Here is a 22,969-nt window from a genome sequence, read left to right as displayed (position 1 = left end):
ATCCAGCCGCAGCCCATCCAGCCGAACCCTCTTGCGGCAACACACCGAGAAACCGCGTGCTCGCGATGGAAACAACCGCAGAAGTTTGCGACTGCTCGGTGTGTTGCGGGATCGGGGGTGTCGTGGTCGACATCGGCTAGGCCCCGTAGATGGTTCGGCCGGCGACGGTGTCCTTGTCGATCCGGCGGGTCAGGTGCAGTCCTTCGAGAACGAACTCGATAGCGGCCGCCACCTGGCCCGGCGTCGCGTCGTCGCCGTGACCGAGCCGGTCGAGAACCTTGGAGAGACCCGACACGGGGCCGACCTGGGCGAGCAGGTCTGCCCCGGGGACGAGGTCGCCGGTCTCGACCACGGCACCGTCGGCGAACAGGTTGGTGAACCCGGTGAGATCGAGGCCCGCGAGCCGCGAGCGGTACGTCTCCGCCACCGCGAGCCGCAGCAGGTGCGTCAGCACGTCGCGCTCTCGGCCCTCCTCCCCCATCTCGAACTCGACCTTGCCGAGCAGCGTGGGCACGACGGTCGGCACGTCACACACCCGCGCCACGGCATACGTCTCGCCCACGCGTGCCGCCCGGCGCAGGGCCGAGCCGGACACGCCCTCGGCCCCGGCGATCGCGAAGCGCGCGGAGACGCCCGAGCGCTGGTCCACCGAAGCCGACTCGCGCAGGCCTCGGGTGAACCGCGCGAGCACCTCGATCAGGTGCTCCGGGACGTCGGCGACCAGATGCGCTTCCTGGCTGATGAGGGCGACCTCGTCGCTGACCTCGCTGGGGTAGTGGGTGCGGATCTCGGCCCCGAACCGGTCCTTGAGCGGGGTGATGATGCGGCCGCGGTTGGTGTAGTCCTCGGGGTTGGCGGTCGCGATGAGCAGCAGGTCGAGGGGCAGCCGCAGCGAGTAGCCGCGGATCTGGATGTCGCGCTCCTCCAGGACGTTGAAGAGCGCCACCTGGATCCGCTCCGCGAGGTCGGGCAGCTCGTTGAGGCCGAAGATGCCCCGGTTCGACCGCGGCACCAGACCGTAGTGGACCGTCTCCGGGTCGCCGAGCGTCCGGCCCTGCGCGACCTTGACCGGGTCGACGTCACCGACGAGGTCCCCGACGCTCGTGTCCGGAGTTGCGAGCTTCTCCGTGTAGCGCTCGCTGCGGTGCCGCCAGGCGATGGGTAGGTCGTCGCCGAGCTCGGCAGCGAGCCGCCGACACCGGGTGCACGAGGGCCGGTGTGGGTCGTCGCCGATCTCGCAGCCCTCGACGACCGGGCTCCACTCGTCGAGCAGACCAGCGATGGTGCGCATCAGCCGCGTCTTGCCCTGGCCGCGCTCACCGAGCAGCACGAGGTCATGACCGGCGAGCAGCGCGGTCTCGAGCTCGGGCACCACGGTGTCCTCGAACCCGACCATGCCTGGGAAAGCGTCCTCCCCGGCGCGGAGGCGGTCGAGGAGGTTGTCGCGGATCTCGGTCTTGACGCTGCGGTGGACATGCCCGGTGGCGCGCAGCTCGCCGAGAGTCCGCGGTCGGATGCCGGCGTCCGGGGTGTGGTTCACGAGGTGGCTCACCTTTTCACGCTACGTCTGGTGTCCCGCGGGTGTCGAAGGGGATGTCACGAGCCGTCACCGGGTGATGGCGACCCGACGTGGCGGCATACCTCGACGGAACTCGACGGGGGAGGCTGGACGACCTCGACGCTAGGCCTTCGAGCGCGCTCCAAGGCAAGGGCCGTTCGCCGACCGGCGCGTGAGCGTCGAGGTGTCGAGTCGAACCGAAACGTGGATTTCACACGAGTCTCACCTCGGCGAAACCGGGGCGCGGCATGGTTGCTCCAACGGCTCACCGGCTCATCTCGAGACGCGACCGGGCGGGCCGTGCAGAAGTGCTTTCCCTCCAACCACCGCTAGGAAGGGCGTGCCGCCGGGAGATCCTCGGCGGCACGTCTGCGTCGTCGGTCGTGCGGTCGCGCCGAAGGGTCCGCCGACGTCCGTCAGAGCCGCTCTGCCCTTCGACGAAGGTGGTCCTGCTCGGGGATGCTCGTCGTCAGCCGGGACGCGAGCAGGTAGCTCTCCCGGGCTCGCTCGGTGTCGCCGGTCATCTCGAGCAGATGGGCGCGCACGGCGTGGAGCCGGTGGTGCCGGGCGAGCCGCCGGTCCTGCTCCAGATCGGAGAGGACGGCGAGCGCCGACTCCGGGCCGTCGACCATCGCGAGGGCGACGGCCTTGTTCAGCGAGACGACCGGGCCGGGCGCGAGCTGCTCGAGAATGCCGTAGAGGGCAAGGATCTGCGGCCAGTCCGTCTCGGCTGCCGTCGCCGCCTCGTCGTGGACGGCCGCGATCGCCGCCTGCACCTGATAGGGACCGAGCGGCGTCCGCGAGAGTGCGTCGGTCACCAGGGCCACGCCCTCACCGATGTATGCCGCATTCCAGAGCGAGCGGTCCTGCTCGGCGAGCGGCACGAGGTCGCCGGAGTCCGTGGTGCGGGCGGCGCGGCGAGCCTCGGTCAGGAGCATCAACGCGAGCAGGCCGGACACCTCGCCGTCGTCGGGAAGCAGCCCGTGCACCTGACGGGTCAGACGGATCGCCTCCTCGGTGAGATCTATCCGGTGGAGGCGGTCACCGCTCGTCGTCGTGTGCCCCTCGGTGAACACGAGGTAGAGGACGTGCAGCAGGTCGCGAAGCCGGTCAGCGACCTCCGCGGCGGGCGGCAGCTGGAACCGGGCTCCGGACTCGCGGATGCGCTGCTTGGCGCGGACGATCCGCTGCGCCATGGTCGCTTCGGGGACAAGAAAGGCACGGGCGATCTGGTCGGTAGAGAGTCCGCCGACTGCCCTGAGTGTCAAGGCGATTCGCGCTGGTGGCGTCAGCGTCGGGTGGCAGCACAGCAGGAGGAGCGTCAGGGTGTCGTCGGCGTCGGATGCTGACTCGACGTCCGCCGGAGGCGCGAACAGGATGTCGGCCGACGCGGAGGTCGCGTCCTGGAGCTCGCGGCGGGCCCGGGCCTCGTCGCTCCGGAACTTGTCGATGAGCCGGCGCGAGGCGACCCGGATCAGCCACGCCTTGGGATCGTCGGGCACGCCCTGCTCGGGCCACTGCTGCGCAGCGGCGGCCAGGGCCTCCTGCGCGGCGTCCTCGGCGCGGTCGAAGTTGCCGTACCGCCGCACCAGTGCGCCGATGACCTGTGGCGTCACCTGACGCCACAGGTCGTCGGTCACGATCGGCTGGGACATCGCGTCACAGGTCCTCGGCCGTGCCGTCCATGAGTGGTCGCACCTCGACGCCGGCGAAGCGCGCGTCGGGGAAGCGCGAGGCGATCTGCTCGGCCCGCTCCGGTGTTGCACAGTCGACGATGAAGTAGCCGGCCATGTGCTCCTTCGCCTCCACGAACGGCCCGTCCGTGACGAGCATGCCCCCGTCCCGGACGCGAACAGTGCGCGAGGTGATCGGGTCGGCCAGGGCCTGCGCCCCGACGAGCTCGCCCGACTCGCTGATCTCGGTGAGCAGGGTCTCGAACTCCTGCGTCAGGCCGGCTCGCTCGTCGTCGGTCATGTCCAGGAACTCGGCGGTGCGCAGGAAGGTCGGATGCCCCCACGATGCCGGGTTGCTGTAGATCATGAGCAGGTACTTCATGTGTGACTCCTCGGTCGGGCGCCCTGCGGCGCATCGTCTGTGCCGGAGACGTCGGAGCCGACGGGTCCCATTCGACACCCGGTTCCGAGAATTCCACATCGCCGGGCCGAAGCGCCGGACCACCAGACCACCAAACCCCCGTCGAGTGGCCGCTTCGTCACTCGTGCCATGTGACCCCCGGGACGACGGGGCCACTCGACGAGAAGCGGGCGGGACGACGGGGCCACTCGACGAGAAGCGGGCGGGACTACGGGGCCACTCGATGGGGGGACGGATGGGCGGCGGGTAGCGTCGCAGCGTGCCCGTCGCCCCTGGCTCGCTCCGCCTCGACGTCCGCGCGGCTGCCGCGGAGCGCTCGGTGACGACGCTGTTCGGCTCGTCTCTGCTCCGTATGCCGTTCACCCACCTCGGGCGCATCGCCTCCCCCGCTCCGCGATCCTTCGGCGGGATCTACGGCACGTGGAACTACTGGTGGCAGGCGCACTACCTCGACGTGATCGTCGACGCCGGCCTGCGTGCGTTGCGGCACAGTGACCAGGCCGGTGCCGCGCGCCGCGTCCGTACTGGTGACCGGCTGACCCGGACGGTCCGGCTGCGCAACGGTCTCCGGTGGACCAACGCCTTCTACGACGACATGGCGTGGATGGTGCTCGCTACCGGTCGGCTCGCGCAGCTGCACGCCACGCACGATGTCGCATCGGGTAGGGGGCAGGGACCTCGGCGGCTCGGGACCGCCGAGCGGGACCTCACGGCAGCGCTCCGCTCGGCGATCACGGACGACCTCGCAGGTGGCCTCTTCTGGAGCACTGACCGCGACTTCAAGAACGTGCCCGCCACGGGACCCGCCGCGCTGCACCTGGCGAGGCTGGGCGAGACCGCGCTGGCACAGGAGCTGGTGGACTGGATCTACGCCCGGCTGTGGAGTGCCGACAGCGGGCTGTTCCTCGACGGCATCCGGATCGCCGGGTCGACCGAGCAGGTCGTCCCGGACGTCTGGACCTACAACCAGGGGACCGTGCTCGGAGCCCTGGTCACTCTCGGCGACCCCGAGAGCCTCGGTCGTGCATCGGATCTCGTTGCGGCAGTGGACGATCGGCTCACGACTCAGGTGGACGGCATACGCCTCCTCCGGACGCATGGCGGCGGTGACGGGGGCCTCTTCACCGGGATCCTCGCGCGCTACCTCGCCCTGGCTGCCTCGACGTCGTCGCTCGATGCCAAGGCGCGGGACACCGCGGCACGGCTGGTCCGGGACACGGCCGACGCCTTCTGGCAGGGCCGGGAGGAGCGGGACAGCCCGTCGGGCAGGCACGGCACGCTGGCGGTGTTCTCGACCGACCCGGCGCGCCCCGCCCGGGACGTCGCGCAGGCCGGGGGGCCGGTCGAGCTGTCGACCCAGCTCCAGGCCTGGACGACCCTGGAGGCCGCCGCCTCGCTCGGGTAGCTGGCTTCCTCGCCGCACCCCCACCCGTGGGCCCCCACGTCGAGTGATCGCCCCGCCCCACCAGCCCCACTTGGGGATGTGACCAGAGTGACGGGGCGCCCACTCGACCAGAGCAGGGGAGCCGCCTCTTGACATGCGGATCCACTATACGTATACATATGCGTATGGACACACGAGCGGTTAGGATGAGCCCGTGCCGAACAAGACGATCTACGTTTCCGAGGCCGACCTGCCGCTGTTCGAGCGGGCGCAGGAGCTCGTCGGAGGCAACCTCTCCCAAGCGATCACCAAGGGCTTGCGCCGACTCGTCGAGCTCGAGGAGGGCAAGCTCGAGGGCTTCGAAGAGATCACCGTCCACGTGGGCACCGGCAAGGGACGCCGCCAGCGGTTCCTCGGGATCCTGCTCGTCGAGTGGGGCCGCACCCGCAAGGGCGGCGTCTACGAGCAGTTCCGGGTCTACCGGACGCGCACGGGCAAGATCGCGCTGCATCACCAGAAGTCCGAGGAGTTCATCCACCAAGGCGGTGCGGACGGCCAGGCCACGGGGTGGCGCAAGCACTTCAGCTCTGACCAGGTGTGGGGGACGACCCCCGCCACCGCGACCCTCGAAGTCTTCGACACGATCGCCCAGCTCAAGGGTGAGATCCCGACCGAGCTGTTCGACCTCGTCGCAGCCGCCGCCGAGCAGCCGCTCGTCGAGGACCTCGACATCTGACCTGATCCACCTGCTCGCGGCCCGCTGACGAAACCGCCGACCGGCCGGGCCCGCGCCTCCCTCACCAGGCAACGCCAGCCGTAGGCGTGAGCCTGCCCAGAAACGCTCTCCCAGAAGGGAACTCCCATGTCTGTTCAGCACCAAGCAGCCATCGAGGTCACCGGGCTGCAGAAGTCCTACGGTGACCACGTCGTTCTCGACGGCATCGACCTCACGGTCCCGCAGGGCACGATCCTGGCCCTGCTCGGCCCCAACGGCGCCGGCAAGACGACGACGGTCAACATCCTGTCGACCCTCATCGCCGCCGACAGCGGCACCGCCCGCGTCTGCGGGTCCGACGTCGCGACGGAGGGATCCGCGGTCCGTTCGGTCATCGGCGTCACGGGCCAGTTCTCTGCGGTCGACAGCCTGCTCACCGGGCAGGAGAACCTCCTGCTCATGGGCGACCTGCACCACCTGGCCCGCTCCGAGAGCGCGCGCCGCGCCGCCGACCTGCTCGAGCGGTTCGACCTCGCCGAGGTCGCTGGCAAGCCGGTCGCCACCTACTCGGGTGGCATGCGGCGCAAGCTCGACCTCGCCATGACCCTCGTCGGGGACCCCCGAGTCGTGTTCCTCGACGAGCCGACCACCGGCCTCGATCCGCGCAGTCGGCGTGGCCTGTGGGACCTCGTGCGCGGCCTTGTCGCCGACGGCGTGACCATCCTGCTCACGACGCAGTACCTCGACGAGGCGGACCAGCTCGCGGACCGGGTCGCCCTGCTCGACGGCGGCCGGATCGTCGCCGAGGGCACCCCGGCCGAGCTCAAGCGACAGGTGCCGGGTGGCGCGATCCGCTTCCAGGTGCCGGATCTTGCCGCGCTGGCCGCCGCCGCGGCGCTGTTCCCGGACGGCACCCGCCACGACGAGAGCCTCAGTTTCAGCGTCCCCGGCTCGGACGGCATACCCGGGCTCCGTTCGGTCCTCGACCGGCTCGAGCACTCCGGCATCGAGGCCGAGCACCTCGAGGTCACAGCTCCGGACCTCGACGACGTCTTCCTCTCCCTCACCACGGACTCACGAAAGGTCGCACGATGAGCACCATCACCTTGGCCTTCAAGGACCACCGCACGATGCTCCGCCGCCAGCTGCTGCACATGCTGCGCTACCCGAGCATGACGTTCCTGCTGATCGGCATGCCGATCCTCTTCCTGCTGCTGTTCGTCTACGTCTTCGGCGGCACGCTGGGGGCGGGCCTGCCGGGCAGCCAGCCCGGGCTGTCGGGCGCAGACGGCCGCTCGGCATACCTCGCGTACGTCACGCCGGCGATCGTCGTCATGGCGGCGGCAGCAGCAGCCCAGGGCACGGCGATCAGCGTCGCCATGGACATGACCGAGGGGATCGTCGCCCGCTTCCGCACGATGGCGATCTCGCCGAGCTCCGTGCTCGCCGGTCACGTGCTCGGCAGCATCATCCAGTCGATGATCGCCATGGGCGTCCTGCTGCTCGTGTCGCTCGGCCTCGGGTTCCGGCCCACGGCTCGGCCGGTGGACTGGCTGCTGCTGGTCGGCATGCTCGTCTTCACCGCTTTCGCGCTGACCTGGCTCTGCATCGCCCTTGGCCTGGTCAGCAAGAGCGTCGAGACCGCGAGCAACCTGCCGATGTTCCTCGTGTTCCTGCCGTTCCTCGGCAGCGGCTTCGTGCCCGTCGACTCGATGCCCGCCGGACTGGCGTGGTTCGCCGAGCACCAGCCGTTCACGCCGATCATCGAGACGGTGCGCGGGCTGCTCAACGGCGGCACCGCCCCGGTCGACGGCGGCACCGCACTGGTGGCGCTCGCATGGTGCGCCGGCATCTCGCTCGTCGGCTACCTCTGGTCGATGCGCCTCTACCGGTCCCGCGTCGTCACGACCGGCATCGCCTGAGCTGATCGCTCCCTTCACCCCGGAAGTCGAGTGCGTCGCAGGTTGCAGTCTGGTCACGGCGCTAGGTGTCATCTGCCCGCTGGGTGAGACTCGATGGGTGAACGACTGTCGCCGAGCCGTTCGACCGCTCGTGGCCGCCCTGGCCGCGTTGGCGGTGCTGTTGCCCGCGACCGCGTGCACCCAGAGCCGCCAGGCCCCGCCGCCAACGTCGTCGGCTGGGTCTGGTGACACCGACGGCATCCCGGGTGACGAGCCGGCGTCCTCAGCCCCGGGCACATCCGTCCCGACCGCGCCGGGCCCACGTGAGCCCACGACGAAGCCGACCAACGAACGCCCGCCCGACCCCGCGAGCATCGCAGCACTGATCGGTTCGCCGTACTCCGGCGGCGACCTGCGGCTGGGGCGGGAGGGTGGCAGCACGAGTGCCTACCGCCAGTACTTCGTGACGTACCACAGCAACGGCCTGACGATCTCCGGACGGATCAACATCCCGCGTGGCCAGGGGCCGTTCCCCGCCGTCGTCCTCGCGCACGGCTACGTGGACCCCGCGGAGTACACGAACGGCGAGACGATGCTGCGGGAGCGCGACTACCTGGCTCGGCACGGGTACGTGACGCTGCACATCGACTACCGGAACCACGCGCAGTCGAGCAAGGATCCCAGCAACGACGCCAACCTGCGCAACGGCTACACCGTCGACGCCATCAACGCCGGCCTCGCGCTCAAGAAGGCACAGGTCGTCGACCCCGAGCGCGTCGGCATCATCGGGCGCTCGATGGGTGGTGGGGTCGTCTTCAACGCGCTCGTCGCGCGTCCGGGCCTCTTCCGCGCTGCCGTCGCCTACTCGCCGGTGAGCTCGGACACCGTCGACAACTTCAACCGCTGGGTGCGTCGCGACACGTCGCGCGCCGGAGCGGCGAGCCAGGTGATCGCCCGTCTGGGCACGCCCGAGGCGCAGCCGTCGAACTGGCGGGAGACCAGCCCGAGGTCATACTTCGACCGCATCACCGAACCGCTGCTCATCCACCACGGCACCCTCGACGACGACTGTCCGATCGAGTGGTCGCGCGAGACCGTGGCCGCGCTCGAGGACGAAGGCAAGGACGTCGAGTTCTACGTCTACCCCGGCCAGCGGCATACCTTCACGTCGCAGTGGCCCCTGTCGATACGCCGCACGTTGGCGTTCCTCGACGAGCACATGACGTGACCCCGCGGTATGCCGTCCGCCCCCCACCGGCATCCGGCGTGGTTGCGCTTGGGCGGCGTCTCAGGCGAGCCCGAGCAGGCGGGCTCCGTTGTGCCACAGGACGGCCCGCATCCAGTCGTCACCGAGGCCGAGACGTGCGAGCGCTTCGAGCTGGTGGGCATAGGGGTACGGGATGCTCGGGAAGTCGGAGCCCAGCACGACCTTGTCGCGGAGCGCGTCCAGGCGCCGGACGTAGTCGCTTGGCAGCGGGGCGAACCGGTCTGTGAAGTCCGTGGCGCTCATGGTCGTGTCGAGATGGACACCGTCGTAGGTCTCGGCGAGGTCGGCGAACTCGTGGTACTCCGGCATACCCAGATGCGCGACGACCAGGACGAGGCCCGGGTGCCGGGACAGAACCGTCGCGACGGCCCGCGGCCCGGTGTGCGTGCCCCGCAGCGGCGCCGAGCCCGCGTGGATGACGACCGGGACCTGCGCCTCCTCGAGGGTCGCCCAGACCCCGGCGAGGGCCACCTCGTCCGGCGCGAACTCACCGACCTGGACGTGCAGCTTGAACAGGCGCGCGCCGGCGCGCAGGGCGTCGTCGACATAGGCCTCGACACCCGGCTCCGGGTAGAACGTCGCGCAGTGCACGGCATCCGGCACACGGGCGGCGAAGTCAGCCGCCCACGCGTTGAGCCACTGCGCCATCCCCGGCTTGTGTGCGTAGCTCAGTGCCGGAATCGCCTTGAGCCCCAGGTGTCGCACGGTCGCGAGGCGCTGCTCCTCGGAGTCGCGGTAGGCGATCGGCCACGAGGTGCCGTAGTTCTCGTCGGCGCCGTCGAAGAAGGACCACACCTTCTGCTGCATCGCGTCCGGCATGAAGTGCACATGGATGTCGGCGAGGCCCGGCAGCCCCAGCGCCTTGACGTAGCCGGGGACCTCCGCATCAGTCACCGGCCCTGCGGTCGTCCGACCTTCCTGCGTCTCCCACGTCCCGCTCACCCTAGGCAGGTTAAGCCACGACCGGCGTGGGCCTCCGGGCGCTCAGGGGGCGATGGTGAGGACGACCTTCCCGCGAGTCCGGCCGTCGACCAGGTGCTGCATCGCAGCCGCGACGTCGTCGATGGGGTAGGCGCGGTCGACGGCGGGCACGACCCGTCCGCTGTCGATGAGGTCACGGAGAATGTCGAGGTCCGGGGCGTTCTCGGAGGCGATGACGGTGCCGAGGGTCTGCCCCACGAAGGGCGACAGGAGGCTCGCCCGGAGCTGGCGGTCGATGCCGCCCAGCCACGGCCCGCCGCCTTCACCGCCGACGATGACGAGGCGACCGCGCGGCGTCAGCAGCCGTCGAAGCAGCGACAGCGGCCGGTTGCCACCGATGTCGAGGATCGCGTCGAACGGGCCACTGCCATCGAGGTCGTTGGTCGCGTAGTCGATCACGTCGTCGGCGCCCAGCCCGCGGACGAAGTCGACCTTGGTGCCGCTGCACACGGCGGTGACCTCGGCACCGTGCGCCTTGGCGATCTGGACGGCAAAGCTCCCCACTCCGCCCGAGGCGCCGAGGACGAGGACCCGCTGACCGGCGGTGACCTTCGCGCGGTCGCGAACCGCCTGCAGCGCGGTCGGCCCGGAGATGGTCGTCGCGGCCGCGGCCTCCATCGACACCGACCTGGGCCGAAGGGCCACGCGGCGCGACCGGGCGACGACGAGCTCGCCGAAGGCGCCCCCTGCCGTCCCGTAGACCTCGTCACCCACGCGCAGGCCGCTGACGTTCGCCCCGAGCTGCTCGACCGTGCCGGCGAAGGCCCGACCTGGGTTGAGCGTCCTCGGGCGGCGCAGGCCGAGGCCGAGCCGGGCGACCAACGGCAGCCCGGCCATGACGTGCCACGTCCCGCGGTCGAGGCTCGCGGCGTGGACCCGGACCAACACCCCGTCGTCACCCGGACGCGGAGGAGGGACGCGGTCGAGCCGCAGCACTGCCGCCGGATCGGTCCCGTACTCCCGCTGCACGACCGCCTGCATGCCGGCATCGGCTCCTGCCGGTGCGGTGCTGGACGGAGCTGACTCGATCGGCGCTGACATGACGTGTCCTCTCAACTTCGACTTACGGTGTAAGTCCTCCTGCGTCCACGGTAGGCTTACGCTGTAAGTGTCGTCAACCCCCGGAAGGGAGCCCATGCCGGCCCGGCAACGCACGTCCACCTCCAGCCGTATGCCGCTCACCCGGGAGCGCGTCCTGCGCGCCGCGGTCGAGCTCGCCGATCGCGATGGGATCGAGGGGCTCACGATGCGACGGCTGGGCCAGTCCCTCGGGGTCGAGGCGATGTCGCTCTACAACCACGTCGCCAACAAGGACGCGCTCGTCGACGGCATGGTCGACGCTGTCTTCGCCGAGATCGACCTGCCTGTCGTGGGCGGGCCGTGGAGATCCGAGCTGCAGCGGCGCTGCCGGTCGCAGCGGGCGGCGCTGCGGCGGCATACATGGGCGGCACCGCTCATGGAGTCGCGGACCTCGCCCGGCCCGGCGACCCTCCGACACCACAACGCTGTCGTGGGCTGCCTTCGTGTGCAAGGGTTTTCGGTGGCGATGGCGGCTCACGCCTTCTCCCTGATCGACGCGTACGTGTACGGCTTCGTGCTGCAGGAGACGACGTTGCCGTTCGAGACGGCCGACGAGGCCGTCGAGGTGGCAGCGGCGATGATGCCCGCCATCTCGCCCGACGACTACCCCTACCTCGTCGAGCTCGCGACCGAGCACGTGCTCCAGCCGGGGTACGACTACGGCGACGAGTTCGAGTACGGCCTCGGCCTGGTCCTCGACGGCCTCGAGCGTGCCGTTGCGACCGCGGCCTGCTGACGCACTGTCCCGAAGGACATACGAAGTCCATGCGGCCAAGGGCGGGCACGCTCAACAGCAGGCCGGCACGCGGACTTGCTATGTCGTCGAGATCATCTGGAGGGGACATGCAGCTCAGGCGGTTCGAAGATGTCAGGCTCTGGCACTGTCCGACGCCGCGGCTAGGCTTCGATCCGGACGAGTCGCTTCCGGATCTGGGGTGATGTGAATGATTCCCGACGCCAGCCCCACGGCACGTGCCCTGCTCGCGCTCGAGCTGATCCAGGGCTCCCCCGGCATCAGCGCGGAGCGGCTCTCCGACAAGCTCGGTGTCTCCGAGCGGGCAGCGCGGCGCTACGTGGCGATCCTGCGCGAGGCCGGCATACCCATCGAGTCCGTCCGAGGCCCGTACGGTGGGTACCACGTCGGTCGCGGGCTGCGACTCCCACCGCTGATGTTCAGCCCGGCCGAGGCGCTGGGGCTGGTCATGGCCGTGCTCGATGGCCACCACGAGGCGGGCGACCCGGCCGACCCCGTCGGCAGCGCACTCGGCAAGATCGTCCGCGTCCTTCCCGAAGCAGTCGCAGCCCAGGCCGAGGCCGTCCGCCGCACGACGGCACCCGCCCCCGACCGCGCAGCTGCCCGGCCCGACCCAGAGACGACCACCCAGCTGGTGCAGGCGTGCGCCAGCCGGCTCCAGGCGCGCCTCGGCTACCGCTCCGAGGCGGGCACCGAGTGGGAGATGCGCGTCGAGCCCTGGGCGGTCGTCGTCCGCCACGGGCGGTGGTACCTCCTGTGCCGGGTCGTGCCATCCGGCGCGACAAGGGCTTTCCGCATCGACCGAGTGCGCCACGTCGAGGTGCTCGACGACACGTTCGAGCGTCCTGCCGACCTCGATCCCGTCGCCTTCCTCGAGGACCACCTCGCGCTCGGCTGGGAGTACGACGTCGAGCTCGTCATCGACGCGCCGGTCGACGTCGTCGCCCGCTGCATCTCGCGGGCCATGGGACGGCTCGAGGCGGTCGAGTCGTCCGACGGCCGGACGACGACACGGTTGGTGGGCAGCACGAGCAACCCGCGCTGGTATGCCGAACAGCTCACCCGGCTGCCCGCGGCATACCGGGTCGTCCAGTGCCCCGAGCTGCGCGACGCCGTCCGTGAGCTCGGACAACGGGCGCTCGCGGCAGCGGCCGACGGGTAGCGCGGCCAAGGCCTACTTCCACCGAAACCTGGCTCGGCCCTCCGGCAGGGTGGACCATGGGAGGGCGACGCACGCGCCAGGACCTGTCGAGGGGGCGACATGAGACTCAAGCCGGCCGGTCTCAACACCGCCGTCGCGTGGCTGTTCATGATCGGTTCGGCCTGCTTCGTGCTCGGCTCGGTCCCGGCATACATCGACGCCGTCGGTGGCACTGCCGACTCCGTCACCTACTTCATCGGGTCGATCTTCTTCACCTCCGCGTCGTTCGGCCAGCTGCTCCAGGCGCAGTCGCCAGCGATGACGGACGTCGACGAGCGGCGACAGCGCGTCAGGGAACCGGTGCGCCTCTGGGCCTGGCTGCCCCACGACCGCAACTGGCTGGCCGCGGCCACCCAGTTCCCCGGAACGTTGTGCTTCAACGTCAGCACGTTCGCCGCGCTCCTGCACAATGCGACCGTCGTGCAGCAGGACCGCCGCGTCTGGCGACCCGACTTCGTCGGCTCGACGCTCTTTCTCATCGCGAGCGCGTTCGCCATCCTGGCGCTCGGCCGCTTCCTCAGCTACCGGCCGCGCTCACTGCCGTGGTGGATCGCATGGGTGAACATGGTCGGCTCGATCCTGTTCATGGCCTCCGCGATCGCCAGCTTCGTCCTGCCCAGCACCGGCCAGATGGTCGACGTGCCCTGGTCCCTGGCCGGCACGCTGCTCGGCGCCGTGTGCTTCTTCGTGGGGGCCGCGCTGATGCTGCCTGCGTGGGCGCACGACGTGGCGGCGCGACGCGACCTCCCCAGACCCGTGACCTCCACAGAGCCGTGACCTCCGATCCGTAGGCCCTCACCGAACGAAGGAGAACCATGCCCCACCAGCCCGACACGTCCGACCCGACAGCCGACGCAGCCCTGTTCGGGAACCGCTTCATCACGCAGGAGGTGCCGAGCCGCGAGTTCCCCACAGGCGGGATGTCGCCGACCGACGCAATGCGTCTCGTTGCGGAAGACCTTGCGCTTGAAGGCGATCCGGGCCGCAACCTCGCAACGTTCGTCACGACGTGGATGGAACCCGAGGCCCAGCGCCTCATCGCCGAGAACCTGCACCGCAACTTCATCGACCACGCGGAGTACCCCCGCACAGCCGAGATCGAGCAGCGGTGCATCCGGATGCTCGCCGACCTCTTCCACGCGCCGGGCCCGACGACAGGCACGAGCACCGTCGGATCCTCCGAGGCGATCATGCTCGGCGCACTGTCCCTGAAGTGGAAGTGGCGCGAACGTCGCACGGCCGAGGGCGGGTCGACCGAGTCGCCCAACCTCGTCTTCGGCGGGGACGTCCATGTCGTGTGGGAGAAGTTCTGCAAGTACTTCGATGTCGAGCCGCGAATCGTGCCGCTCCAGCCGGGCAAGTACACGATCGGGCCCGAGGACGTCGCCCCGCTCGTCGACGAGAACACGATCGGCGTCGCGGCAGTCCTCGGCACGACCTTCACCGGGCACCGGGACGACATCGTCGGGATCAACAAGCTGCTGCTCGACATCAAGTCCACGCGCGGGATCGACGTCCCACTGCACGTCGACGGCGCGAGCGGAGGGTTCGTCTGGCCGTTCCTCTATCCGGACTCCGAGTGGGACTTCCGGCTGGAGCAGGTGCGCTCGATCAACGTCTCGGGCCACAAGTTCGGCCTCGTCTACCCGGGAATCGGCTGGCTGGTCTTCCGCAGTGAGGAGGACCTCGCGAAGCCGCTCGTGTTCGAGGAGAACTACCTCGGCAAGACCGATGCGACATTCACGCTGAACTTCTCGACCGGGTCGGCGATGGTCCTCGCGCAGTACTACAACTTCGTCCGGTACGGCCGCGCCGGCTACGCCTACATCATGCGGAACATGCAGGAGAACGCCCGGACCCTCGGCGAGAAGCTCGAAGCGATGGGCCGCTTCGAGCTGATCGGTCGCGACCAGGAGCAGCTCCCGCTCGTGGCGTTCCGACTGTCCTCGGACCCGGGCTACGACGAGTTCGACATCGCGTGGCAGCTGTCCGCCGAGCGCGGCTGGATGGTGCCGGCATACACCCTGCCTCCGAACGCCCAGGACGTCACGATCATGCGGGCGCTGGTCAAGGAGACCCTGAGCCGCGAGCACGTCGACACGCTCGCGCGCGACATCGAGGCCGCCTGCGAGACCCTCGCGAAGAAGGGCGGAGCCCACGAGTCGGAGCGTCGCCAGATGATCACCGGACCGGGGCACTAGCAAGGTTCCCGGGGCCCGCCCTTTCTGAGGCAACACACCGAGCAGTCGCCAACGTCGACGGTAATAACCGGCCGAGCTTGCGACTGCTCGGTGTGTTGCGGGGTCTAGCGGGCAGGGTCGAGGCGCATGACGACGCGGGGGAAACCGCCGGAGACGGACGTCGTGTCGGCTGCCTTGGTGAACCCGGCCTGCTCGAACAGCGAGCGGGTGCCGACGTAGGCCATCGTCAGGTCGACCTTCTCCCCGTGGTTGTCGACCGGGTACCCCTCGACCACGGGCGCACCCTTGGAGACGGCATACTCGACCGCTCCCGCCAGGAGTGCGTGGGCGATTCCTCGTCCTCGGAAGCCGGGCCGCACGCGGATGCACCAGATCGACCAGACCGGCAGGTCGTCGACGTGCGGGATCTTCGTCGAGCGTTCGAACGGCAGCTCCGAGCGCGGTGCGACGGCCGCCCACCCGGCGACCACTCCATCGTCGTACGCCAGGACCCCCGGGGCGACTCGGCGACCAGCCAGGCGTCGGACGTACTCGCCCCGGGCGGGCCCGACCAGACCGGCGTTCGTCTTCGAGTCGAGCCGATGGCTGAGGCACCAGCAGACCGAGGAGGTCGGGTTCTTCGGCCCCAGCATCGTGGCCAGGTCGTCGAACCGCGTTCGGGTCGCCGGCTTGATCTCGATGGTCATCGGGCCACGCTCACGTTGCGACGACGGTCGCCAGGCGTGGGCTCACCCGGCACCGTCGGTGACGGCGATCTCCACGACGAGCTCTGTCGCGATGCGCTCGAGGTCGGCGCGGACTGCTGCGGGGTCGGCCGAGCGGGGCACGGCGACGACGATGTGGGCCTCGAACAGGCGACCGCCGGCCATCGGCGCGTCCCGGGTCGCGGTGTCGATCTTCTCGATGGACAGGTGGTGCCTGGCCAGCGTGCGCGAGACGTCGTGGACGATGCCTGGATGGTCGTTGCCGATGAGGTCGATCGCGAGCCGGTGGTCGTGGTCCGGCATACCCGCGTCGGTGTCGGTGCCGTGCTGCGCCGACACCTCCAGGAGCCCGTCCAGCTCGCGCAGCGATGCGGTCAGGGACTCGATCCGATCAGCGGGCGCCGCGACGACGACGATGCCGGCGAACTTGCCTGCGAGCTCGGCGAGCTGGCTGTGCTCCCAGTTGCCGCCGTGCGCCGACACGACGTCCGACAGCGCCTCGACGAGGCCGGCGCGGTCGTCGCCGATGACGGTGAGCACGAGTCTGGGCACGGATGCATCGTATCGAGCGTCCGCTCCGTCCGCCCGCGTGAACGCCAGCGGGCTCCGGTCCGGTGGCGCCGGGCACCTGGCGCAGGTCGGGTGGCGCCGGTCGGGTGGCACCAGTCACGGGCGGCCGTCAGGCGACGAAGATGCAGAACGGGTGGCCGGACGGGTCCGCGAGGACGTAGAGGGGCTCGCCCTCCTCGTCCGTGCGGTCGAGCAGGATCCGCGCGCCCAAGGACAGCGCGCGGTCACGGTGTCGGGTCAGCTCCGCGACGCTGCTGACGGTGAAGTCGACGTGTAGCTGCATCGGCACGTCGTGCTCGGGCCAGGTCGTCCGTTCCAGCCGGTCGACGAGCTGGAAGGCGAGCTTGCGCACGCCGTCGGAGTCGACGAGCACGAGCCAGTCCGCATCGTCCTCGCTGTGGTCTGCCGGGGGCTCGTCGCCCGGGCGGTACTGCAGCCCGAGGAGCTCGCGGTAGAACTCCGCCAGCCCTCGGACGTCGGTCGTGTCGAGAACCGTGTGCAGCAGCCGTGGATAGTCAGCCATCTCGGACTCCGTCGCTAGGTGAGTCGGCAGCAGGGACCGGCCGTTGTCAGACCCTCGGTCCATGCTGGCCTTGAAGGTCGATGAAAGGGGCGTTGTGATGACACCACGCCAGCATTTCGAGCACCTCGCGGACGACTACCTTGCGCTGCCCGACGTGACGGCGGGGACCGGCTTCGGAGGCACGGCGGGGCTACGCGTCGACGGCCGGATCTTCGTGATGCTCATGGACGCTGGGCTCGTGCTCAAGCTGCCGGCCGCGCGGTGTGCCGATCTGGTCGCGGCGGGTCGCGGCATACCGTTCACGGCGGGCAAGGGCCGACCGATGCGCGAGTGGGTGGTGCTCGGCACGGCCGATGGCGGTGCATCCGATGAAGCCTGGGAGGCCGACTGGGACGTGATGGTCGAGGAGGCGTACGAGTTCGTCGGACACCGCACCCAACCGCCGGGCTGAGCTTGCGGGGGCCCACGCGGCGTCTCAAACTAAGACTTGATTGATTCAAGATCATCGGCAAGACTCGGCCACATGCCCACCCCGTCGGAGGTCGAGGAGCTGCTGCGGCAGTCGTCATTGAGGGTCACCAGACCCCGCCTGGCCGTCCTGTCCGTCCTGCACGCGCACCCGCACGCCGACACCGACACGATCATCCGCCGCGTCCGCGAGGAGCTGGGTGACGTGTCGCACCAGGCCGTCTACGACGTCCTGCGCGCCCTGACCACCGCCGGCCTCGCTCGCCGCATCCAGCCCGCCGGGTCGGTCGCGCGCTACGAGACGCGGGTCGGCGACAACCATCACCACGTCGTATGCCGTTCGTGCGGGGTCATCGCCGACGTCGACTGTGCGGTCGACGAGACCCCATGCCTCACGGCATCCGACGACCACGGATTCGTGATCGAACAGGCCGAGGTGACGTACTGGGGCCTGTGCCCTTCGTGCGCGCCCGAGGTCGCCTCAGCAAGTGCCCACTGATGAAAGAAGGACGTTCCCGTGTCTGAGCTTCACACACCCAACGCCGAGGTCGGCGAGATGAACGAGCCGGAGGCCGCCACGTGCCCCTTCGGTGGGGACCGGGCCACCCGCCCGGCCGGGACGGGCAACCAGGAGTGGTGGCCCAACCGTCTCAACCTGAGGATCCTCGCGAAGAACCCGGTCGAGGGGAACCCCAACGGCGCCGACTTCGACTACGCGGCCGCTTTCAACAGCCTCGACCTTGCGGCCGTCAAGGCCGACATCGCCGCCGTGCTCACCGACTCGCAGGAGTTCTGGCCCGCTGACTTCGGCAACTACGGCCCCCTGATGATCCGGATGGCGTGGCACAGCGCCGGGACGTACCGCGTCCACGACGGCCGCGGCGGCGCCGGCGCCGGGCAGCAGCGCTTCGCGCCGATCAACAGCTGGCCCGACAACGGCAACCTCGACAAGGCGCGTCGCCTGCTGTGGCCGGTCAAGAAGAAGTACGGCCAGAGCATCTCCTGGGCCGATCTCATGGTCCTGACCGGAAACGTCGCCCTGGAGACCATGGGCTTCGCGACGTTCGGCTTCGGTGGCGGACGCGAGGACGTCTGGGAGCCCGACGACGACGTGTACTGGGGCGCGGAGACCGAGTGGCTCGGAGACGCGCGCTACACCGGGGACCGTCAGCTCGAGAACCCGCTCGCCGCGGTGCAGATGGGCCTCATCTACGTCAACCCCGAGGGCCCCAACGGCACGCCCGACCCGATCGCCGCCGCGCGCGACATCCGCGAGACCTTCGCCCGGATGGCGATGAACGACGAGGAGACGGTCGCGCTCATCGCCGGCGGCCACACCTTCGGTAAGACCCACGGCGCGGCCGACCCGCTGAAGTACGTCGGCAAGGAACCGGAAGGTGCCCCGCTCGAGGAGCAGGGCCTCGGCTGGAAGAACTCCTTCGGCACCGGCAAGGGGATCGACGCCATCACGTCCGGCATCGAGGTCACCTGGACCTACCACCCCACCCGCTGGGACAACGAGTTCTTCCACATCCTCTTCTCCTACGAGTGGGAGCTGACCTCGAGCCCTGCTGGGGCCAACCAGTGGCGCCCGAAGAACGGCGCCGGCAGCGACATGGTGCCGGAGTCCTTCGGCGACGGCCGGCGTGAGCCCCGGATGCTGACCACCGATCTGGCGCTGCGCCTCGACCCGGCCTACGAGAAGATCTCGCGGCGGTTCTACGACCACCCCGAGGAGTTTGCGGACGCGTTCGCGCGTGCGTGGTTCAAGCTGACGCACCGCGACATGGGCCCGGTCGCCCGATACCTCGGGCCCGAGGTGCCGCAGGAGGAGCTGCTCTGGCAGGACCCCCTGCCTGCGGCAGACGGTCAGCCACTCACCGACGCCGACATCGCCACGCTCAAGGCGAAGATCGCCGAGTCGGGCCTGACCGTGTCGCAGCTGGTCAAGACCGCCTGGGCCTCGGCCTCGACGTTCCGCAGCAGCGACAAGCGCGGCGGCGCCAACGGCGCGCGCGTCCGGCTCGAGCCCCAGAGCGGCTGGGACGTCAACGACCCCGCCGACCTCGCCACGGCTCTGCGCGCGCTCGAGGGCATCCGGGCCGACTTCAACGACGGCTCCGAGCGCACCGTCTCGCTCGCCGACCTCGTCGTCCTCGGCGGCGGCGTCGGCGTCGAGCAGGCGGCCGCGGCGGGCGGCGTCACGGTCTCGGTGCCCTTCCTGCCTGGGCGCGTCGACGCATCACAGGAGCAGACCGACATCGACTCGTTCGGCTACCTGGAGCCCCGTGCAGACGGCTTCCGCAACTACCTCGGCAAGGGCGGCAACCTGCCGGCGGAGTACCTCCTCATCGACAAGGCGAACCTGCTCGGCCTGTCTGCCCCGCAGATGACGGCCCTCGTCGGTGGCCTGCGCGTGCTCGGAGCGAACTCCGGCGGCTCGACCGTCGGCGTCCTGACGGACCGGCCGGGCACGCTGACGAACGACTTCTTCGTCAACCTCCTCGAGCTCGGCTCGACGTGGAAGCCGACCACAGAGGCCGCCGACGAGTTCACGGCGACGAACGCCGCCGGCGAGCAGACGTGGACCGGCAGCCGGGTCGACCTCGTGTTCGGCTCCAACTCCGAGCTCCGGGCGCTCGCCGAGGTCTACGCCAGCGACGACGCGAAGGAGAAGTTCGTCCGCGACTTCGTCGCCGCGTGGGCGCAGGTCATGAACGCGGACCGCTTCGACGTCAAGAAGTGAGCCCGGGCGAAGGCCCGGGTCGGCGTGCGGCGCCGACCCGGGCCTTCGCAGGCGAGCTCGTCCGTCACGCCGCCCCCACCCCGGTCGAGTGAGCGCCCCGTCTCGTCTCACCCGGCCCAGCCGAATGCCGGCTCCACCCCGGTCGAGTGAGCGCCCCGTCCCAGCCGTCTCAGGCGGGACGGGTGCCCGGAGGCGCGGGTGCACCGACGTCGGCCCAGACCTCGGTCATCTCGGCGATGAGCCCATCACGCAGCGTGATGAAGGTCGCCACCTCGTAGTGCTCCAGCTGATCGCCGACGTAGCCGGTGACATGCGAGCGTCCGGCGGCCCTGTCGCCCGAGCCGACGCAGTCCTCGAGGACGAGATGCTCGAAGCCGGGATACTCCGCATTGAGCCGCACCCAGCCGGGCCTGTCGAAGGTCTCTCCGGTGTGGACGAAGCGACAGGTGAACTCGTCGTGCAGCAAGGATGGCAGCTGGTCCCAGTCGTGCGCGTCGATGACACCTGCGAGCCTGACCATCATGGTGGGCGCGTCCATCCCCCGACGGTTCCACAGCCCACCGACAACGCTCTCAGGCACCGAGCCCGCCTGATCCAGCCCGGGCTGGATCGTGTAGGCCACACGGGATGTCTGCCAACCAGACCCACCCACGGCTGGATCGTGTAGGCAGGCTTTCTTGCTCGGCCGCGACACAGATCAGAAGTTGGTGGCCATGTTGGTGAACCGGCTGAAGTGACCCTGGAAGGCGACGACGATCGTGTCGGTCGGTCCGTTACGGTGCTTGGCCACGATGAGGTCGGCCTCCCCCTCTCGGGGAGAGTCCTTCTCGTATGCCGCTTCCCGGTGCAGCAGGATGACCATGTCCGCATCCTGCTCGATCGATCCACTTTCACGCAGGTCGCTCATCTGAGGCTTCTTGTCGGTGCGCTGCTCGGGGCCACGGTTCAGCTGCGAGATCGCGATGACCGGCACCTCGAGCTCCTTGGCGAGCAGCTTGAGCGCGCGCGAGAACTCCGAGACCTCCTGCTGACGTGACTCGACCCGCTTGCCCGACGTCATGAGCTGGAGGTAGTCGATGACCACCAGCTTGAGGTTGTTGCGCTGCTTGAGCCGACGGCACTTCGCACGGATCTCCATCAGCGACATGTTCGGCGAGTCGTCAATGAACAGAGGCGCATCCGAGATGCGGCCCATGGTCGACGCGAGGCGGGTCCAGTCCTCCTCGCGCATCGTGCCCTTGCGCATGTGCTGGAGCTGGATGCCGGCCTCGGCGGACAGCATGCGCATGGTGATCTCGGTGCGGCTCATCTCCAGGCTGAACACCACGGCGGCCATCTTGTGCTTGATGGCTGCCGACCGGCAGATGTCGAGTCCGATGGTGGAGTTGTGAGTGGGGATCATCGCGTCGCCCGCCAGGTACAGATGATCCGCTGCCTCGACTTCGATGCACCTCACCGCTACCGACGTCACGGGCTCGACGCGGCTGAACTTCCACCCCGCCGCACCAAGTCGCGTGACACCCTCCCCAGGCGTTCGCTCCACCGTAACGACGTGACCCACCTCGGCGGCATATCGCACCTGTGCAGTGGTGAGCACGCGGGCTGTTGACCCGTCGAGGACGACGGACCACTGGTGTTGTTCGTCGGCGACGATGACCGAGCCGTCGGAGAACTCCACCTCATAGCAGGGCCGGTCCGACATCACCTCGGTCGCGGCCACGACGCGCGTGGGCCGGCCATCGGCACCGAGCACGAAGTCGCCGACGGCGACCTCGCCCATGGTCGTCCAGCCATCGGGAGTCGGCAGAGGCGTATCGAGTGCAAGAGCCTTGCCCATGGCTGGGCGTGCGGCGATGACGATCATCTGACCCGGGTGGAGCCCATTTGTCAGCGCATCGAGATCGGTGAATCCCGTTGGCACACCGGTCATCTCGCCAGAGCGGCCCGAAGCGACCTCGATCTCGTCGACCGTGGCTTCGATGATGTCGCCGATGACGTGGTAGTCCTCGCCGCCACGTTTGTCGGCGACGGCGTAGACCTCGGCCTGGGCGGCATTGACGATGTCCTCTACGTCACCGCCGCCCTGGGCGTACCCGAGCTGCACGATGCGCGTGCCCGCCTCCACGAGGCGCCGCAGCACGGCGCGCTCGGCGACGATCTGCGCGTAGTACCCGGCATTCGCCGCCGTCGGCACCGATGCGATGAGCTGGTGAAGATATGCCTGCCCACCCACGCGCGGCAGCTCGCCGCGCTTGGTCAGCTCGTCGGCGACGGTGATCGCATCGGCCGGCTCGCCGCGCCCGTAGAGGTCGAGGATCGCGTCGTAGATGAGCTCGTGCGCGGGACGGTAGAAGTCGGTGCCCTTGAGCTGCTCGACGCAGTCGGCGATCGCGTCCTTCGACAGGAGCATGCCCCCCAGCACCGACTGCTCCGCTCCGACGTCCTGAGGAGGCAGCCGGTCGTCCGGCGGCCCTCCGTCACGCGACGTGGTCGCGAACGCGCTGGTGCTCAGCTCGTCGAGCGACACGTGCTCCCCTTCCCCTGACATTGCGAATAGCGCTGGTGCAACTCAGTAGAACGCCGACCACCGACATCGATGTCGCGGGGCCCTCCAGCCCGCCCGACGCTGCCTTCCCCGAAGGAGCACCGTGCAACCGTAGGGCGGGCCGGTCGAGCCCTACAACCAGATCGGCAAGACCCGGCGTGTCCCCTGTGGACAACCCGTGGACGCCGGTCGGCGACACGCCGTCGACAGGTGTGGAGAACGTGTGTGCACAACTGTGGTCAGCCGTCGACCCCGTCGCCGAGTCATGCACGGCGAC

General features: G+C 69.6%; 22 protein-coding genes. 12 read left to right on the top strand and 10 right to left on the bottom strand.

Annotated elements, in window-relative coordinates; genetic code table 11:
• Positions 1-136: 136 nt before the first annotated feature.
• The 3 genes from ACWEOW_RS16870 to ACWEOW_RS16860 all read right to left on the bottom strand — a co-directional run bounded on the left by ACWEOW_RS16870 (position 137) and on the right by ACWEOW_RS16860 (position 3,613).
• Positions 137-1,552: a sigma 54-interacting transcriptional regulator gene (locus tag ACWEOW_RS16870; protein WP_452270377.1), complete on the bottom strand. Its 1,416-nt coding sequence runs from the start codon at positions 1,550-1,552 to the stop codon at positions 137-139.
• 422 nt (positions 1,553-1,974) lie between these two features.
• Positions 1,975-3,213, bottom strand: coding sequence for an RNA polymerase sigma factor (locus ACWEOW_RS16865; protein WP_452270376.1), 1,239 nt, complete (start codon positions 3,211-3,213; stop codon positions 1,975-1,977).
• A gap of 4 nt (positions 3,214-3,217) precedes the next feature.
• Complete coding sequence (locus ACWEOW_RS16860) at positions 3,218-3,613, bottom strand: YciI family protein (RefSeq protein ID WP_452270375.1); 396 nt, start codon at positions 3,611-3,613, stop codon at positions 3,218-3,220.
• A gap of 298 nt (positions 3,614-3,911) precedes the next feature.
• On the opposite strand from ACWEOW_RS16860, the gene ACWEOW_RS16855 reads away from it, so the two are divergent.
• The 5 genes from ACWEOW_RS16855 to ACWEOW_RS16835 all read left to right on the top strand — a co-directional run bounded on the left by ACWEOW_RS16855 (position 3,912) and on the right by ACWEOW_RS16835 (position 8,880).
• Complete coding sequence (locus ACWEOW_RS16855; protein ID WP_452270374.1) at positions 3,912-5,057, top strand: glycoside hydrolase family 76 protein; 1,146 nt, start codon at positions 3,912-3,914, stop codon at positions 5,055-5,057.
• A gap of 193 nt (positions 5,058-5,250) precedes the next feature.
• Positions 5,251-5,772 carry an EXLDI protein gene (locus tag ACWEOW_RS16850; protein WP_452270373.1) on the top strand — a complete coding sequence of 174 codons (522 nt, stop codon included), beginning with the start codon at positions 5,251-5,253 and terminating at the stop codon, positions 5,770-5,772.
• Positions 5,773-5,898: 126 nt separating this feature from the next.
• A complete protein-coding gene (locus tag ACWEOW_RS16845; protein WP_452270372.1) occupies positions 5,899-6,846 on the top strand; it encodes an ABC transporter ATP-binding protein in 948 nt (315 codons plus the stop codon).
• On the top strand, positions 6,843-7,673 hold the full coding sequence (locus tag ACWEOW_RS16840; RefSeq protein ID WP_452270371.1) for an ABC transporter permease: 831 nt from the start codon (positions 6,843-6,845) through the stop codon (positions 7,671-7,673). Before ACWEOW_RS16845 ends, ACWEOW_RS16840 begins: the two co-directional genes overlap by 4 nt.
• Positions 7,674-7,770: 97 nt before the next feature.
• Positions 7,771-8,880 (top strand): alpha/beta hydrolase family protein, encoded by a 1,110-nt coding sequence (locus ACWEOW_RS16835; RefSeq protein WP_452270370.1) that lies wholly within the window; start codon positions 7,771-7,773, stop codon positions 8,878-8,880.
• A gap of 60 nt (positions 8,881-8,940) precedes the next feature.
• On the opposite strand, the gene ACWEOW_RS16830 is transcribed toward ACWEOW_RS16835, so the two are convergent.
• A complete protein-coding gene (locus ACWEOW_RS16830) occupies positions 8,941-9,861 on the bottom strand; it encodes an amidohydrolase family protein (RefSeq protein ID WP_452270369.1) in 921 nt (306 codons plus the stop codon).
• A gap of 42 nt (positions 9,862-9,903) precedes the next feature.
• Positions 9,904-10,941, bottom strand: coding sequence for an NAD(P)-dependent alcohol dehydrogenase (locus ACWEOW_RS16825; RefSeq protein ID WP_452270368.1), 1,038 nt, complete (start codon positions 10,939-10,941; stop codon positions 9,904-9,906).
• Positions 10,942-11,008: 67 nt separating this feature from the next.
• On the opposite strand from ACWEOW_RS16825, the gene ACWEOW_RS16820 reads away from it, so the two are divergent.
• From ACWEOW_RS16820 to ACWEOW_RS16805, 4 genes are all read left to right on the top strand, one after another.
• Positions 11,009-11,716 carry a TetR/AcrR family transcriptional regulator C-terminal domain-containing protein gene (locus tag ACWEOW_RS16820; RefSeq protein WP_452270367.1) on the top strand — a complete coding sequence of 236 codons (708 nt, stop codon included), beginning with the start codon at positions 11,009-11,011 and terminating at the stop codon, positions 11,714-11,716.
• Between the two features lie 208 nt (positions 11,717-11,924).
• On the top strand, positions 11,925-12,896 hold the full coding sequence (locus ACWEOW_RS16815) for a helix-turn-helix transcriptional regulator (protein ID WP_452270366.1): 972 nt from the start codon (positions 11,925-11,927) through the stop codon (positions 12,894-12,896).
• A 99-nt stretch (positions 12,897-12,995) separates the two neighbouring features.
• Positions 12,996-13,712, top strand: a complete 717-nt coding sequence (locus ACWEOW_RS16810; RefSeq protein WP_452270365.1) for a hypothetical protein — start codon at positions 12,996-12,998, stop codon at positions 13,710-13,712.
• A gap of 38 nt (positions 13,713-13,750) precedes the next feature.
• Positions 13,751-15,136 (top strand): glutamate decarboxylase, encoded by a 1,386-nt coding sequence (locus tag ACWEOW_RS16805; protein WP_452270364.1) that lies wholly within the window; start codon positions 13,751-13,753, stop codon positions 15,134-15,136.
• 104 nt (positions 15,137-15,240) lie between these two features.
• On the opposite strand, the gene ACWEOW_RS16800 is transcribed toward ACWEOW_RS16805, so the two are convergent.
• The 3 genes from ACWEOW_RS16800 to ACWEOW_RS16790 form a co-directional block, all read right to left on the bottom strand.
• Complete coding sequence (locus ACWEOW_RS16800; protein ID WP_452270363.1) at positions 15,241-15,822, bottom strand: N-acetyltransferase family protein; 582 nt, start codon at positions 15,820-15,822, stop codon at positions 15,241-15,243.
• Between the two features lie 42 nt (positions 15,823-15,864).
• Positions 15,865-16,392 (bottom strand): glycine cleavage system protein R, encoded by a 528-nt coding sequence (locus ACWEOW_RS16795; protein WP_452270362.1) that lies wholly within the window; start codon positions 16,390-16,392, stop codon positions 15,865-15,867.
• 127 nt (positions 16,393-16,519) lie between these two features.
• Positions 16,520-16,933 carry a VOC family protein gene (locus tag ACWEOW_RS16790; RefSeq protein ID WP_452270361.1) on the bottom strand — a complete coding sequence of 138 codons (414 nt, stop codon included), beginning with the start codon at positions 16,931-16,933 and terminating at the stop codon, positions 16,520-16,522.
• A gap of 97 nt (positions 16,934-17,030) precedes the next feature.
• Between ACWEOW_RS16790 and ACWEOW_RS16785 the strand changes: the two genes are divergently transcribed.
• The 3 genes from ACWEOW_RS16785 to katG all read left to right on the top strand — a co-directional run bounded on the left by ACWEOW_RS16785 (position 17,031) and on the right by katG (position 20,147).
• Complete coding sequence (locus tag ACWEOW_RS16785; protein WP_452270360.1) at positions 17,031-17,384, top strand: hypothetical protein; 354 nt, start codon at positions 17,031-17,033, stop codon at positions 17,382-17,384.
• Positions 17,385-17,456: 72 nt separating this feature from the next.
• Positions 17,457-17,900, top strand: coding sequence for a Fur family transcriptional regulator (locus ACWEOW_RS16780; protein WP_452270359.1), 444 nt, complete (start codon positions 17,457-17,459; stop codon positions 17,898-17,900).
• A gap of 57 nt (positions 17,901-17,957) precedes the next feature.
• Positions 17,958-20,147 (top strand): catalase/peroxidase HPI, encoded by a 2,190-nt coding sequence (gene katG, locus ACWEOW_RS16775; protein WP_452270420.1) that lies wholly within the window; start codon positions 17,958-17,960, stop codon positions 20,145-20,147.
• 169 nt (positions 20,148-20,316) lie between these two features.
• Here katG and ACWEOW_RS16770 read toward each other — a convergent pair whose 3' ends face one another.
• The gene (locus tag ACWEOW_RS16770) at positions 20,317-20,685 is read right to left on the bottom strand and encodes a nuclear transport factor 2 family protein (RefSeq protein ID WP_452270358.1); all 369 of its coding nucleotides are present in this window, start codon (positions 20,683-20,685) and stop codon (positions 20,317-20,319) included.
• Positions 20,686-20,844: 159 nt separating this feature from the next.
• Positions 20,845-22,674, bottom strand: coding sequence for a replicative DNA helicase (gene dnaB, locus ACWEOW_RS16765; RefSeq protein WP_452270357.1), 1,830 nt, complete (start codon positions 22,672-22,674; stop codon positions 20,845-20,847).
• Between the last annotated feature and the right edge of the window lie 295 nt (positions 22,675-22,969).

This window comes from Monashia sp. NPDC004114 (genome assembly GCF_053603855.1).
Note: the sequence above shows the minus strand (reverse complement) of the source record. Positions and strands in the feature narration are given on the sequence as shown.